Source organism: Dietzia timorensis (assembly GCF_001659785.1).
GTDB lineage: Bacteria > Actinomycetota > Actinomycetes > Mycobacteriales > Mycobacteriaceae > Dietzia > Dietzia timorensis.
Genome location: NZ_CP015961.1, coordinates 3,046,494 through 3,060,447, shown reverse-complemented (window position 1 = coordinate 3,060,447; position 13,954 = coordinate 3,046,494). Strand labels below are relative to the sequence as shown.

Genomic DNA, 13,954 nt, shown 5'->3' with positions numbered 1-13,954 from the left:
TCGATCAAGTCAATAGAGAAATCAGGTAGAGATGCAAAACAATCGATTGCCGGACGGGCTGCACCCGGACACTCTCGCCGTGCGCGCCGGGCAGGTTCGCACCGGTTTCGAGGAGACCAGCGAGCCGCTGTTCCTCAACTCCGGGTACGTGTACTCCGATGCGGCGAGCGCCGAGGCCGCCTTCGCCGGCGATATCGACCGCTTCGTGTACTCGCGCTATGCCAACCCGACGGTCGACATGTTCGAAAAGCGTCTCGCCGCGATCGAGGGTTCCGAGGCGGCTTATGCCACGGCCTCGGGCATGGCAGCGGTGTTCGTCGCGCTGTCGGCGCTGTGTGCCAACGGCTCTCGGCTCGTGGCGTCCCGCTCGCTCTTCGGCTCCTGTTTCGTGATCTGCAACGAGATCCTCCCGCGCTGGGGCGTGGAGACGGTGTTCGTCGACGGCAAGGACCTCGACCAGTGGCGCGAGGCCCTGTCGCAGCCGACCGATGCGGTGTTTTTCGAGACCCCGTCGAACCCGACCCAAGACCTCGTCGACGTGCGCGCGGTGTGCGATCTCGCGCACGAGGCAGGCGCGACCGTGGTTGTCGACAATGTGTTCGCGACACCGCTGCTGCAGCGCCCGCTCGAGCTCGGCGCGGACGTCGTGGCGTATTCGGCGACCAAGCATATGGACGGTCAGGGGCGCGTGCTCGGCGGTGCCATCTGTGGCACCGAGGAGTTCATCGGTGGACCCGTGAAAAATCTCATGCGCCACGCTGGTCCGGGAATGAGCCCGTTCAACGCGTGGATCCTGCTCAAGGGGCTCGAAACCATGCCGCTGCGCGTGCAGCGGATGAACGACTCGGCGTTCGAGGTCGCGAAGTTCCTCGAAGGCCACCCGGCGGTGGAGTCGGTGACCTACCCGATGCTCGACAGCCACCCGCAGGCCGAGCTCGCCCGCGCGCAGATGAGCGGCGGCGGCTCTGTGGTGACGTTCGCGCTCAAGGGCGATACGCCCGAGGACGCGAAGAACGCCTGCAACAAGATGCTCGACGCCGTCGAGGTCATCGACATCTCCAACAACCTCGGCGATGCGAAGTCGCTGATCACGCACCCGGCGACGAGCACGCACAAGTCGATGGAACCGGCCGACCGCGCCGCGATCGGACTCGGCGACGACATGCTCCGTCTGTCCGTCGGGCTCGAGCACGTCGGCGACCTGATTGCCGACCTCGAGCGCGGACTGGCCTGACGCGCCGTGCCGGGCTCGGTACGCACGAAGAAGGGCCGCTCGCCGATCGCTCGGTGGGCGGCCCTTCGCGCGTGTGAAGGCGCAACTAGTCCGAAGAGCCCGCGAGATCCGAGGCGAAGATACCCGCCGATACCGGGTGGCGGTCGCCTGCGCGGCGTTCGGCGTCATCCACCGAAACGGGACTGCGGCTACCCGAGAGAATGCGCAGGCGCTGGTTCTCGGTGAGCCCGCCCCACACGCCGTACCGTTCGCCCGTGGAGAGTGCATGGTCGCGGCAGGTCTGCAGTACCGGGCATTCGCCGCAGATGCTCGCGGCCTCTCGCTCGTTCCGGCGGCGCTGGCCGCGGGGAGTGTCCTCCGAATGGAAGAACAATTCGATGGGGTGCTCCTGGCACGCGCCCATCGAGCGCCACGCCCAAAAATCGACGGTCGGCACTAACCTCTCGGACTGGATCGACACGAACGTCCACCTATCGGCTCGTACGGAGCAGTGTTTACTACATTTCCGGCGCCCGGCGCCTCGGCCGGGTAGCAGGGTCCGGTGCCGTTCGGCGAACTCACTTCGAGCGCGCAGCAAAGGATCTCGAACCCCAGCCCGTATTGTTTCAGTTCCAGGGTGCGCGTAAGTGAACAATTGGCACACGCGTAGTAAAAAATCGGTGCCCAGGCGTTGACCGGATGGTAAGGCCTGGCGTCGCCCGAGAGCGGGAGCTAGCTTTCCTCGTTCTGCCGGACCGGCGAGGTCGGGTCGATGGTCGAGGCTTCCGCGCCGTTGTCCTCGCTGGGCGCCGCGGCGCGAGCGGAGATGGGCCACGCGAGGGTCAGCTCTCCTCCCGGGGTCTGTTCCTCGGCGCGCTTCGTGCCGAATTCGATGCACACCGTCTCGGCCTTGCCGGCGGTCGAGGGTGTGCCCGCGCCGAGCTCGATGGGCAGTTCGGTGGCCGGGGCGTCGAACGGGCCCGGTTCGCCGTTGCCGACGACGGGCTCGAGGTTCGGATCGTCGAAGAGCGCATCCGAACACACCCCGTCCGGCGAATATGCCATCCGGATTCGCAGGTACTTCGCGGCCTCCGGATCGCCCTGAAGCAGCTGGGCGGTCTCGAACTCGACCTCGCTCGGGGACACCGAATCGACGGTATTGCGCAGGGTTACGGGCTGGTAGACATTCTGCCTGCCGAGCGCGTCGAGATTGACGCGGACAGGAAACAGGCCTTGCCCGTTCTTGTCAAGAGGGGAGGTCCAGGTCGCTCCGTAGTCGGACGAGGTCTCCACAGTCCACGTCAATCCGGCGAGATGGGTGGCGGAGGTGTCCTTGGCGTCTTCGGCGGACACGATGGTCACGGCCACTCCGGCTGTTGTGAGGCACGTCAGCGCTGCGAACGTCGACACCGCGACACGGAATCGCATACGCGCGCTCCTTACTCCAGCCTTGCTACGGCCAGCTTCCTCTAGTCCCATCTGGCCCACGGGACGGCCTACTAGCTCATCCCATATCGGTATCAAATTGTTACATTTCTTTCTCGGGTTCGAAAGACACATCAACAAAAGCCGGAACCTCGATGGCGAAGCCCCCTCGAACGGGCCTACGGTTGATGAAAGCGAACCACAATCACCCAGGAGGCCGGGCCAATGTCAGAAGACGTGGCGGAGTTGAAGTTCGGATACAAGGCGTCCGCAGAGCAATTCGCCCCGCGCGAACTCGTCGAGCTCGCCGTGCTCGCAGAGCGCGCAGGTATGGATTCCGCCACAGTCTCGGACCACTTCCAGCCCTGGCGGCATGACGGCGGACACGCGCCGTTCTCCCTGTCGTGGATGACGGCGGTCGGCGAGCGCACCGATCAGATCCAGCTCGGCACCTCCGTTCTCACCCCGACGTTCCGTTACAACCCGGCGGTCATCGCGCAGGCGTTCGCGACGATGGGCTGCCTGTACCCCGGCCGCGTCTTCCTCGGCGTGGGCACCGGCGAGGCGCTCAACGAAATCGCCACGGGTTACGCGGGCGAGTGGCCGGAATTCAAGGAGCGCTTCGCGCGGCTGCGCGAATCCGTCCGGCTCATGCGCGCCCTGTGGACCGGCGAGACGACGAGTTTCGAGGGCGACTACTACACGACCAAGGACGCGTTCTTGTACGACGTCCCCGAAGGCGGCGTTCCGGTCTACATCGCCGCGGGCGGGCCAGTGGTCGCCAAGTACGCCGGCCGCGTCGGCGACGGTTTCATCTGCACCTCCGGCAAGGGCATGGAGCTCTACACCGACAAGCTGCTGCCGGCGGTCAAGGAGGGCGCGGGCATCAACGACCGCGACCCGAAGAAGATCGACCGGATGATCGAGATCAAGATCTCCTACGACCGCGACCCGGAAGCTGCCCTGGAGAACACCCGCTTTTGGGCTCCGCTGTCGCTCACCCCGGAGCAGAAGCACTCCGTGGATTCGCCGGTGGAGATGGAGCGCCTCGCGGACGAGCTGCCCATCGAGCAGGTCGCCAAGCGCTGGATCGTCGCCTCGACTCCGGAGGAGGTTCTCGGGCAGCTGCAGCCTTACGTCGACGCCGGGCTCAACCACCTCGTCTTCCACGCGCCGGGCAACGACCAGCGGCGCTTCCTCACGCAGTTCGAAGAGGACCTCAAGCCGGCGTTCGCCGATCTCAAGGTGCCGGCCCAGTGGTAGGAGAGCAGGGCGCAGCGGCGGACGGCGTAGGCGCAGACTCAGACGCAGTCTCAGACACAGACGGGCTGCCAAGCGGGCTCGACGGACCGGCGGACCTCGAGGGCCTCGATCCTCTGCTCATCGAGGGGATGCGCGTGCTGCGCTACCCGCACACGACCGAGAAGGACGAGAACGGCGAGCAGACCGAATGGCACTGCGATGTCGTCGTCGCCGACGGCGTGCCCGCGCCGGGCTTTTCCACCTACGCGACGAGCGGGGTTCGGCAGTTCCCCACGAACCTCACGTCCGAGGACGGCAAGGAGCTGTGCACCGAGTTCGTCCTCGCCGCGCGCACGACCGCGCGGGAGGCCGCGGACGTTGCGGACGCGTGCGCGCTCGCCGCATCTAATGGCACTTTTCATATCGCGCCCGGCGCCGTCATCCCCGATGCGGTGAAGTTCGTGGCGCCGAACCTGCGCTGTGAGCACATTCTGCTCGTGCCGCCATTCCTGTGGCCGGAGCTCGAGGTGGTCCGCGACCTTTCCGATGACGTCGTGCTCACGCGGCTGCAGGCCGTGCCGATTACGCGCGGGGAGTTGCAGTTTGCGGCAGAGAAGGGCGCGGATGCGCTGATGGAGCGGCTCGAGTCCCGCGGCGCGGACGTGTCGAACTTCGACCGACCGTCGGTGGTGTAGCTGCGGCATTGCCGCGGCGCGCAGTCGCACCCGGAATCTCGGATGCTGGCAAACTGGAACGCGTGAGCAAAGCGTCGGATACCGAAGCAAGCAAGAAGAAGGCCTCAGCAAGCAAGAAGAAGGCCTCGAGCGCCAAGGCGAAGAAGGGCGGCAGCACGAAGGCCGCCTCGAAGAAGGCCTCGAACACCTCTGCTGCGAAGAAAACGAGCAGGGCGAAGGCCAAGGACTCCTCGGCGAAGGTGAGCTCGAAGAAGGCCGACAGTACGAAGTCGAGCAAGGCGAAGGCCTCGGCGAAGGGCGCCTCGACGAAGAAGGCAGCGCCGAGCAAGAAGGCCGCGGCCGACGACGCAGTGTCGGCGACCGTGCCCGAGCGCCGCGCCGAGGACAGCGGCGCCGCGCCGTCAAGCGTGTTCGTGGTGGCGTCCGAGGGCGCGACCGGCAAGTCGACGGTGGCGCTCGGACTGCTGCGTTTCCTTGCCGGCAAGGTCCAGCGGGTAGGCGTATTCCGGCCGATCGCGCCGTGCGCCGAAGGCGAGCGCGACGAAATTCTCGAGGTGCTGCAGCAGCACACGAACGTCGACATCCCCTACGAAGACTGCATCGGCGTGTCCGGGGATCTGTTCCACGCGAATCCGGAGCAACGGATCGACGAGATCGTGCAGCGCTACCACGCGGTCGCAGACCAGTGCGACGCCGTCGTCGTGCTCGGTTCGGACTACACCGGTGTGGCGTACCCGCCGGAGTTCGACGTCAATGCGCGCATCGCGACGAACCTGGGCATCGCGGTGCTGCTCGTGGTCAAGTCGTTCGGGCGCACGCCGGCCGAGATCGCCGGCAACGCGGAGATCTCTCTGCAGGAGCTGCGCAACCATCACGCGCACCCGGTGGCGCTCGTCGCCAATCGCTGCGACCCCGGAGCGGTCGAGGATATCGAGTCCGCGCTCGGCTCGCTCGATATGCCCGTGTGGGCCGTGCCCGAGGACCCGGTCCTCGTCGCGCCGACGATGGGCGAGCTGATGGAGGCCCTCGACGGCGAATTCCATGCCGGCGATCCGGCCCTGCTAGACCGCGAGGCGATGCACATGATGGTCGGAGGTATGACCGCCGACCGCATTCTCGCGCGGCTCAAGGATGGGCAGGTCGTTATTATTCCCGCGGATCGTACCGATGCCGTTCTCGCGGTCGCCTCGGCGCACAACGCGGAGGGCTTTCCGTCCCTCGCGGGCATGGTCTGGAACGGTGGCGTCGAACCGTCCGAGGAGCTCGACCGGCTCATCACGGGCCTCAAGCCGTCGATGCCGATCATCAAGACCGCGCACGGCACCTACGAATCAGCGTCCATCGCCGCGGGCACCCGCGGGCGCATCAACTCCACGTCCGGCCGCAAGGTCGAGGCGGCGTTGTCGCTGATGGAAAAGTACGTCGACACCTCGGAGCTGCTGCAGCGCCTGCAGGTGCGGATCCCCGACGTCATCACCCCGCAGATGTTCGAATACCGCCTCCTCGAGCAGGCCCGGAGCGACCGACGTCATATCGTGCTTCCCGAGGGGACCGACGACCGCATCCTGCATGCCGCGGGAAGGTTGATGCGCCGCGAGGTTGCGAAGCTGACGATCCTCGGCGATTCCGAGGCGGTGGCGGCGCGCGCGGAGGAACTCGGCATCGATCTCGGCGACGCGACGATCCTCGACCCGGCGACGAGCAAACACCTCGACAAGTTCGCGAAAAAATACGCCAAGCTGCGCAAACACAAGGGCGTGACGCTGGAGCAGGCGCGCGAGAAGGTCACGGACATCTCGTACTTCGGCACGATGATGGTGCTCGAGGGGATGGCCGACGGCATGGTCTCCGGCGCCGCGCACACCACGGCGCACACGATCCGGCCCTCGCTCGAGGTGATCAAGACCAAGCCGGGCGTGAGCACAGTGTCCTCGGTGTTCTTCATGTGCCTCGCCGACCACGTGCTCGCGTTCGCCGACTGCGCGGTCGTGCCGGACCCGAGCGCGGCGCAGCTCGCCGACATCGCCGTGTCCTCGGCGGAGACGGCCTCGCAGTTCGGCATCTCCCCGCGCGTGGCGATGCTGTCGTACTCGACCGGCGATTCCGGTTCGGGCGAGGACGTGGAGAAGGTGCGTGAGGGCACGAGCGTCGCGGAGGAGCGGCTCAGCGGCATTCCCGTCGAGGGGCCGATCCAGTTCGATGCCGCCGTCGACCCGGTCGTGGCGCAGAAGAAGGCGCCCGGATCGGACGTCGCGGGGCAGGCGACGGTGCTCATCTTCCCCGACCTCAACACCGGCAACAACACCTATAAGGCCGTGCAGCGCACCGCCGGCGCCGTCGCGATCGGGCCGGTCCTGCAGGGCTTGAACAAGCCGATCAACGACCTCTCGCGTGGCGCGCTCGTCGAGGACATCGTCAACACTGTCGCGATCACCGCGATCCAGGCGCAGAAGGGATAGGCACATGACCCGGGTCCTTGTGATCAACTCCGGCTCGTCCAGCCTCAAAATGCAGATCGTCGACACCGCCGGGGACACCATCGCTTCCTCGCTGTCCGAACGGATCGGCGACAGCGGTTCCGTCGTCCACGTCCAGGCGGGGGATGACGGCGAACGCCGCGAACGCCAGGTCGACCTCGCCAATCACGGCGAGGCACTGGAGGTCGTGCTGGAGCTCGTCGCGGAACTGGGCGTGCACCCGAAGGACGTGGGCGTGGCGATCGTCGGACACCGAGTCGTGCACGGCGGGTCCAAGTTCACCCAACCGACGCTCGTCGACTCCGCGGTCGAATCGGAGATCGAGCGTCTCGCCGAGCTGGCACCGCTGCACAATCCGGCGAACCTGCGCGGCATACGCGTGGCGCGCGAGATGTTCCCGGACCTGCCGCACGTTGCGGTGTTCGACACCGGGTTCTTTTCCACCCTTCCCGCCTCGGCCTACACCTACGCGGTGCCGAAGGAGTGGGGGATCAGGCGCTACGGCTTCCACGGCACCTCGCACGCCTACGTCTCCGAACAGGCTGCAGGGGTTCTCGGGCGCGAGTACGCCGACGTCAACCAGATCGTGCTGCACCTGGGCAACGGGGCCTCGGCCTCCGCGGTGCGCGGCGGCGTCGCGGTCGAGACCTCGATGGGGCTCACCCCGCTCGAGGGCCTCGTGATGGGCACGCGGCCGGGCGATGTGGACCCGGGCGCGTTGATCCACCTCATGGACGAGCGCGGCGTCTCGCCGAAGGAGCTGTCCGAGGGGCTCAACCGCGCCTCGGGGCTCAAGGGGCTCGCCGGTGTGTCGGACTTCCGCGAGGTGCTCGAGCGGGCCGATGCCGGGGACGCCGACGCGCAGCTGGCGTACGACGTCACGGTGCACCGTTTGCGCAAGTACGTGGGCGCGTACTGGGCCGTGCTCGGGCGGGTCGACGCGATCACGTTTACCGCGGGGATCGGGGAGAATGCGCCGCGCCTGCGCGCGGATGTGCTGGCGGGGTTCGAGAGCTGGGGCGTAGCGGTGGATGCGGCTGCGAACGAGTCGGGCAAGGGCGCGCGAGTGATTTCCGGCGAGGGGTCGGCGGTGTCCGCGCTGGTGGTGCCCACGAACGAGGAGCTCGCAATCGCGCGGTTCGCCGACGAGGTCGCCGGCGAGGGGTAGCAGGCTCCACGCTTGGCGGTCGACGGCTAGAAACCGTCCAAAAGCCTAGAAACCGTCCTGTGCACACGCGAAATCGACACTCTCGACGGTTTCTAGGTTGCGGGGCGTCCCGGTGTCGCCGCGGAGCGCCAGCGGCCGAGCGCGCTAGGTTCCGCAGTACGTCGTGTACGGGCCGAAGTCGGCTGGTGCCGGCTGCGCGTAGCGCTCGAGGCCGGGTCGGGGCTGGAACGGCGAGGTCACGGCGTCGAGGCCTTCGCCAGTGATTTTCGTGCAGGCCCCGCCGATGCGCCTGCGGTGCGGGGAACGACATTGGCGGTGGCCACGGCTATGGCCGGGCGTCTGGGTGTTCTCGCCGAGCTCAGTGGGTATGGCGTCTCCGCGTTGCATTCGCGCCTGAGGTAATTACTTCGTTCGGCCGCAGTGCGAATTGCTACTGAGTGACAATGAGGGACGGACGAAAGTTGGCAGTCCGCGCGAATCCCCTCGGATCCTCCTTTTGGTCTCCAGTACGTCAGCATTCAATGACGTCAAGGAGACCTTCGAGCGCCCGGAAATCGCCCACATTTCGAGTGACTAGCACGAGGTTATGGGCCAATGCGGTAGCGGCGATCATCCGATCTAACACGTGGGCCTTAAGGGACTGCTTGTGCGGCGTTCGTGTGGCGAGAAAGTCCATGATTTCGCTGTATGCCTCGGCTGCCGAGTCGTCGAATGGAAGGCCCGAACCGAAGACGTGTTCAACGCTTTCCAAGCGGTTCCTACGAAGGATGTACTCCTTGGGCGAGCGTTGGAGAGCCACGGAAAGCCCGAACCGAAGTTCGGAATAGCTCAATGAACTCACGTACAGATCGTCGAATTTCGTGAGATCAGGTCGAGGTGACTCCGGAGAGAATTGCGCGATGAGAATGTTCGTGTCGAGCAGAGCTCGAGGGGACTCACTCATTCGCCCCACGGGTCGCGAGCCACGACCTCCTCGCGGTCCGCACTCAATTCAGCTTCCCAATGAGAGTCGGTAGGGACGTCGAATATAGACATCGCCTCGGCTGCGGACACGGGTGTACGAGGCTCAGCGGAAACGATCTTCCACCGAACTCGTCCCCGTTCCGTGACCTCCACCTCGTCAAAATCTTTCCCTACCTTGCGTAGGATCGCCCCGCCGTTGTGGTTGATCTCGCGCATGCCGACAACAGATCGGCGAATATGTCGAGATCGGGTGAAGCGGCGGGTACTCATGTCATGAAATGTACTACACGTAGTACAAGGTGAAAAGGCCTTACTCTTTGCCAGCGGCCGAGCGCGCTAGGTTCCGCAGTACGTGGTGTATGGACCGAAGTCCTCGGGCGCGGGCTGCGCGTAGCGCTCGAGGCCGGGTCGGGGCTGGAACGGCGAGGTCACGGCGTCCAAGAGCGTGCCGAAGGGCTCTAGGTCCCCGCCCGTTGCGGCGTCGAGCGCTTCCTCGACGAGGTGATTGCGCGGGATGTAGACCGGGTTCGTCCGGTCCATGAGTTCGCGGTCCGGGCCGAGGGCCAGCCAGCGATCCAGCCACGCGCCGAGGGCCTCGGGTTCGGACACGAGGGAGACCACCGGCGTCCGGTCGTCGCCGGATACGCGCGCGAGGGCGCGGAAGAAGCTGGTGAAATCGAGCGCGTGCGACGTCATGAGATCCATGAGGTCTCCGAGGAGCTCGGGTGGGACGTCGTCGGGGGCGAGGCCGAGCTTGGCGGCCATCCCGGCGCGCCACGCGTCGGTGTAGAGATCGGGGAAGCGGCGCAGCGAGGCCTCCGCGAGCTCGACGCCGCGCTCGGGGGAATCCGCGAGCAGCGGCAGCAGCGTCTCGGCGAAGCGGACGAGATTCCAGTGGGCGATCTGCGGCTGGTTGCCATAGGCGTAGCGGCGCTGGGCGTCGATCGAGCTGAACACGGTCGCCGGGTCGAAGCGGTCCATGAAGGCGCACGGGCCGTAGTCGATTGTCTCGCCGGAAATGGTCATATTGTCGGTGTTCATCACGCCGTGGATGAAGCCGACGTTCATCCACTGCGCAACGAGCGAAGCCTGCGCGGAGATCACCGCGTCGAGCAGCGCGAGGTACGGGTTCTCCGCATGCGCTGCTGCGGGGTGGTGCCGCGCGATGGCGTGGTCGGCGAGGCGGCGCAGCAGCTCGTCCTCGCCGGCGATGCGCGCGTACTGGAACGAGCCGACGCGCAGATGGCTCGCGGCGACGCGCGTAAGGATCGCGCCGGGCTGGAGGGTTTCGCGGCGCACGCCGTGGCCGGTGGCGATGACGGCGAGCGAGCGGGTGGTCGGCACGCCGAGCGCGGCCATCGCCTCGCTGATGAGGTACTCGCGCAGCATCGGCCCGAGGACCGCGCGGCCATCGCCCATCCGCGAGAACCGGGTGCGGCCGGAGCCCTTGAGCGCGATGTCGCGCAGGCGCCCCTCGCGGTCGCGGAGTTCGCCGAGCAGCAGCGCGCGCCCGTCGCCGAGATTCGGGTTGAAGGTGCCGAACTGGTGGCCCGAGTAGGCCTGCGCGACGAACGTGCCGGCGTCGGTGTCCTGACCGGCGAGAAATGCGACGCCGTCGTCGGTGCGCAGCCATTCGGCGTCAAGGTCGAGCTCGGCGGCAAGCGAATCGCTGAGTGCGACCAGCTGGGCCTTCGCCGGCACCTCGGCGGCCGTCTGGACGGCCATCTCGGGCAACGCCTCGGCGAACTGCGTGCCGAGCTCGTATTTCGGTGACGTCGGGGTGCTCATTCCCCCAGCCTACGAGCCTCGCCCGGAGCCACGCCCGGAACTCCGCCTAGAACAGGGTGTTCGGGCGCACCTCGTTCGCCCAGTCCACTAGCCGATAGCGCTGCTGCCGGGTGCCCATGTTGCGGGCGAGCGCGCGCAGCACGCGCTCCTGCCCGGTGCGCAGGCCGAAGTTCGTGAACGGCACGCCGAGCAGCGGCGACTGCGACGGGCGCGGCTTGTCCGTGCCGCGCAGCCACTCGAGCGCCGTGCGCAAGACGACGAAGCGGGTCTGCAGCGCGCGGTGCTCGCCGGTCGGCAGCGCCGACACGCGCCGCGCGGCATCGCGCAGGTGCCGCTCCTCCAGCTCCTCGATCTCGCGTCCCTCGCACAGCAGCATGATCGTCGTGAGCTGCGCGATCGCCCAGTAGCGCGAGTTCATGGGCACGTTGTCGAGCTCCTCGATCGCCGCGTCCGTCTCGCCGCGCTTTTGCAGCTGGCGGGCGAGGCCGAACGCCGAGGAGATCACCGATCGGTCAGTCGACCACACGCGCCGGTACAACTGCTCGGACGCGCGCTGCCAGCGGGCACGCTCGCTCTCGCCGGCATAGTCGAGGATCAGCTCGGCGGTCGCGGCGAGCGCGAGTTTCGGCCCCGTCTCGCCGGGCATGGCCGACAGCACCTGCTGGAAGCGCCCATAGGCGCCGACCGGGTTGCCCTCGAGCAGGTAGAGCACGCCGCCGTACCAGGCCAGGCGCCATTCGATCTCGAAATCGTCCTTCTGCGGCAGCAACAACTGCCGCGCGGCGAGAATGTCGCCGACGTCGAGGTACGCGCGCACAAGCGCCATCGTCAGCCCCACCGACGGTCCCGGCACGCGGTGGGCGTAGGTACCCACACCAGATGACGTCGCAGATGCCGAGCCGCGCGAGCCGTCCGCGCCTGGAGCGGCCGTCGTCTTGTGGGGCGTCGACTGCGCCGCCTGCGTGGACTCTTCTTGCGTAGAGGCGGCCTGGGTCAACTCCGCCTGCGTCGAGTTGGCTTGCGTGCCGGCAGCGTGAGTTGATGCAGCGTGAGTTGATGCGGCCTGCGTCGCCGCAGCCTGTGTCGATGCGCCCTGGGTGTTCGCTGTCGGCGCATCGTCGCCGTGCCTCTTCGCGTTCGCCTCGGAGGCGGCGACGGACGAGATCTGGCCGTCGGTCGTGGTCGGTGGCCCGCCGGGGGAGCCTGCGTCTTTCGCCTCGCCGGAGGGCTTCTTCGCCTTGCTGGACGACGCCGAGGTTATCCCCTGTTCCGGATCCGAGGAGGCCTTCGCCTTCTTGGCGTGCGAGGCGAGCTCGTCGTCATACAACTTTTGTAGTGTCTCGAGCCGCTCCTCGGCGGAGGCGAAGGACGCCGCGTTGAGGCGCTGCGCCGAGGGGTCACCGGGTTCGATGAGCGGGGCGGGCAGCGAGTTGACCAGTTCCGGTCCGGAGAGGGTGTGCCCGCGGGGGCGGCCGTCGATGATCGAGTCGACGGGGATGAGTGAATAGAGCGTGCCGAAGGTCGCCCGCTGAGGGGAGAACACGGCGGAGAACGCGGGCTGCGGAACGCCCGTGCGCAGCGCGACGACCTCTCGTAGAACGCCCATGAGCTGCCCGGCCATGCCCTCGGCGGTGCGGAAACGCATGTTCGGGTTCGGATTGGTCGCGCGGAGGAGGAAACGGTACAGAGAGTCGTACTGGGAGAACAGCGGCTCCTCGAGCGGCGACGGGATGCCGTCGGCGTAACGGCCGTTCTTCACGGGAAGGCGGCAGATGAGCGAGGCGAGCGTGCGACCGACGGTGTAGAGATCGGAGGCGACCGTCGGCCCGGTGCGCGCGATCTCCGGCGCCTGGAACCCGGGCGTGCCGTAGATGTAGCCGTACGAGCCGATGCCCGAGACCGCGCCCATGTCGATGAGCTTGACGTGCTCCTCGGTGAGCATGATGTTCTCGGGCTTGAGGTCGTTGTAGACGAGGCCAACGGAATGCAGGTAGCCGAGGGCGGGCAGGACCTCGAGGACGTAGGCGATCGCGGTCTCGACGGGCAGGACGCGGTCGGCGGACTCACGGCGCACGTCGCGCAGGCTCGGCCCGCCGACGTACTCCATGACGATGTAGCCACCGTGGTTCGGCGAGATCGCCCAGTCGTCGTGGATGAAGTTGAAGATACGCACGATCGACGGGTGCGAGAGCTCGGCGAGGAACTCTCGTTCGGACACCGCGACCTTGCGGGCCTCGGCCCGGTCGGCGTGGAGCAGGCCCTTGAGTACGACCCAGCGGTCGGAGACGTTGTGGTCGATGGCGATGTAGATCCAGCCCATGCCGCCGTGCGCGAGGCAGCCCTGGACCTCGTACTGGTCGGCGACGATATCGCCGGGCTGGAGCTCGGGCTCGGGGAGTCGGCCGTCGGAATCGTCTATTTCCTGCGCGATCTTCTGCGGCGACATGAGCGCCGCGGCCGGGTCGCGTGGGCTGATATACGGCAGCTCGACAAGCCCCTCGGCTGCCAGCGAGAGTCGGGACTTGGGCTCGGAGGGCTTGCGCATGCGGAAGCGCGGGCCGGGGACGGTGTCGTCGCGGCCCGGGCGTCCGCCGGAGTCGGAGAGCACGTTCGTGGTGAGCTGCGCGCGCGTGCTCGTGTCGAGCCCGGCGCCGGCGGTGAACTCCTGGTCCTCGGCGCCGGCGCTGCCGCTGGGGCGACGGCCCGCGGGACCGGTCGACGGAATGGCCCCGGTGTGCTGCATGGCGCCGGTGGCCGCCATTCCGCCGGTGGATTCCATATCGCCGGTGTGCTGCATGGCCCCGGTCGCCTCCATCGCCCCGGTGGCCTGCATGGCTCCCGTGTCCTGCGTCGGTTCGGGAGCGGACCTGTCGGAGGGTTCGGAATCGAATTCCGGTGAGACCGCCTGGGTGCCGACCGTGGGCTCGTCACCGTACGGCCGTTTCCGCGAGGAGGTGTCGTTGTCTGTGTGGCCTGTCGCCAT

General features: G+C 67.2%; 12 protein-coding genes. 5 read left to right on the top strand and 7 right to left on the bottom strand.

Annotated features, from left to right (window positions below; translation table 11 throughout):
* The first annotated feature begins 31 nt into the window (after positions 1 to 31).
* The gene (locus BJL86_RS14165; protein ID WP_067477540.1) at positions 32 to 1,234 is read left to right on the top strand and encodes an O-succinylhomoserine sulfhydrylase; all 1,203 of its coding nucleotides are present in this window, start codon (positions 32 to 34) and stop codon (positions 1,232 to 1,234) included.
* An 85-nt stretch (positions 1,235 to 1,319) separates the two neighbouring features.
* On the opposite strand, the gene BJL86_RS14160 is transcribed toward BJL86_RS14165, so the two are convergent.
* Positions 1,320 to 1,694, bottom strand: a complete 375-nt coding sequence (locus BJL86_RS14160) for a WhiB family transcriptional regulator (RefSeq protein ID WP_231887289.1) — start codon at positions 1,692 to 1,694, stop codon at positions 1,320 to 1,322.
* Between the two features lie 251 nt (positions 1,695 to 1,945).
* Positions 1,946 to 2,641 (bottom strand): hypothetical protein, encoded by a 696-nt coding sequence (locus BJL86_RS14155; RefSeq protein WP_067477546.1) that lies wholly within the window; start codon positions 2,639 to 2,641, stop codon positions 1,946 to 1,948.
* 222 nt (positions 2,642 to 2,863) lie between these two features.
* On the opposite strand from BJL86_RS14155, the gene fgd reads away from it, so the two are divergent.
* From fgd to BJL86_RS14135, 4 genes are all read left to right on the top strand, one after another.
* A complete protein-coding gene (gene fgd, locus BJL86_RS14150; protein WP_067477549.1) occupies positions 2,864 to 3,901 on the top strand; it encodes a glucose-6-phosphate dehydrogenase (coenzyme-F420) in 1,038 nt (345 codons plus the stop codon).
* Positions 3,895 to 4,575, top strand: coding sequence for a suppressor of fused domain protein (locus tag BJL86_RS14145; protein ID WP_067477552.1), 681 nt, complete (start codon positions 3,895 to 3,897; stop codon positions 4,573 to 4,575). The genes fgd and BJL86_RS14145 overlap by 7 nt, the downstream gene beginning before the upstream one ends.
* A gap of 362 nt (positions 4,576 to 4,937) precedes the next feature.
* Positions 4,938 to 7,034 (top strand): phosphate acetyltransferase, encoded by a 2,097-nt coding sequence (gene pta, locus BJL86_RS14140; protein WP_067477576.1) that lies wholly within the window; start codon positions 4,938 to 4,940, stop codon positions 7,032 to 7,034.
* A 4-nt stretch (positions 7,035 to 7,038) separates the two neighbouring features.
* Positions 7,039 to 8,220 (top strand): acetate/propionate family kinase, encoded by a 1,182-nt coding sequence (locus tag BJL86_RS14135; protein WP_067477555.1) that lies wholly within the window; start codon positions 7,039 to 7,041, stop codon positions 8,218 to 8,220.
* A 144-nt stretch (positions 8,221 to 8,364) separates the two neighbouring features.
* Here the strand turns inward: BJL86_RS14135 and BJL86_RS17280 are convergent, their stop codons facing one another.
* From BJL86_RS17280 to BJL86_RS17645, 5 genes are all read right to left on the bottom strand, one after another.
* On the bottom strand, positions 8,365 to 8,607 hold the full coding sequence (locus BJL86_RS17280) for a hypothetical protein (protein ID WP_067477558.1): 243 nt from the start codon (positions 8,605 to 8,607) through the stop codon (positions 8,365 to 8,367).
* A gap of 124 nt (positions 8,608 to 8,731) precedes the next feature.
* Entirely contained in the window at positions 8,732 to 9,163 is a 432-nt protein-coding gene (locus BJL86_RS14130; protein ID WP_067477561.1) for a type II toxin-antitoxin system VapC family toxin, read from the bottom strand.
* Positions 9,160 to 9,453 (bottom strand): hypothetical protein, encoded by a 294-nt coding sequence (locus BJL86_RS14125; RefSeq protein WP_156515433.1) that lies wholly within the window; start codon positions 9,451 to 9,453, stop codon positions 9,160 to 9,162. The genes BJL86_RS14130 and BJL86_RS14125 overlap by 4 nt, the downstream gene beginning before the upstream one ends.
* A gap of 66 nt (positions 9,454 to 9,519) precedes the next feature.
* Positions 9,520 to 10,971, bottom strand: coding sequence for a protein adenylyltransferase SelO (locus BJL86_RS14120; RefSeq protein WP_067477567.1), 1,452 nt, complete (start codon positions 10,969 to 10,971; stop codon positions 9,520 to 9,522).
* A 46-nt stretch (positions 10,972 to 11,017) separates the two neighbouring features.
* A complete protein-coding gene (locus BJL86_RS17645) occupies positions 11,018 to 13,954 on the bottom strand; it encodes a serine/threonine-protein kinase (RefSeq protein WP_067477570.1) in 2,937 nt (978 codons plus the stop codon).

Excerpts from the sequence above, each read along its gene's own strand:
- BJL86_RS14165 (WP_067477540.1), top strand. The coding sequence starts at position 32 with ATGCAAAACAATCGATTGCCGGACGGGCTGCACCCGGACACTCTCGCC.
- BJL86_RS14155 (WP_067477546.1), bottom strand. The coding sequence starts at position 2,641 with ATGCGATTCCGTGTCGCGGTGTCGACGTTCGCAGCGCTGACGTGCCTC.
- fgd (WP_067477549.1), top strand. The coding sequence starts at position 2,864 with ATGTCAGAAGACGTGGCGGAGTTGAAGTTCGGATACAAGGCGTCCGCA.
- BJL86_RS14135 (WP_067477555.1), top strand. The coding sequence starts at position 7,039 with ATGACCCGGGTCCTTGTGATCAACTCCGGCTCGTCCAGCCTCAAAATG.
- BJL86_RS17280 (WP_067477558.1), bottom strand. The coding sequence starts at position 8,607 with ATGCAACGCGGAGACGCCATACCCACTGAGCTCGGCGAGAACACCCAG.
- BJL86_RS14130 (WP_067477561.1), bottom strand. The coding sequence starts at position 9,163 with ATGAGTGAGTCCCCTCGAGCTCTGCTCGACACGAACATTCTCATCGCG.
- BJL86_RS14125 (WP_156515433.1), bottom strand. The coding sequence starts at position 9,453 with ATGAGTACCCGCCGCTTCACCCGATCTCGACATATTCGCCGATCTGTT.
- BJL86_RS14120 (WP_067477567.1), bottom strand. The coding sequence starts at position 10,971 with ATGAGCACCCCGACGTCACCGAAATACGAGCTCGGCACGCAGTTCGCC.
- BJL86_RS17645 (WP_067477570.1), bottom strand. The coding sequence starts at position 13,954 with ATGGCGACAGGCCACACAGACAACGACACCTCCTCGCGGAAACGGCCG.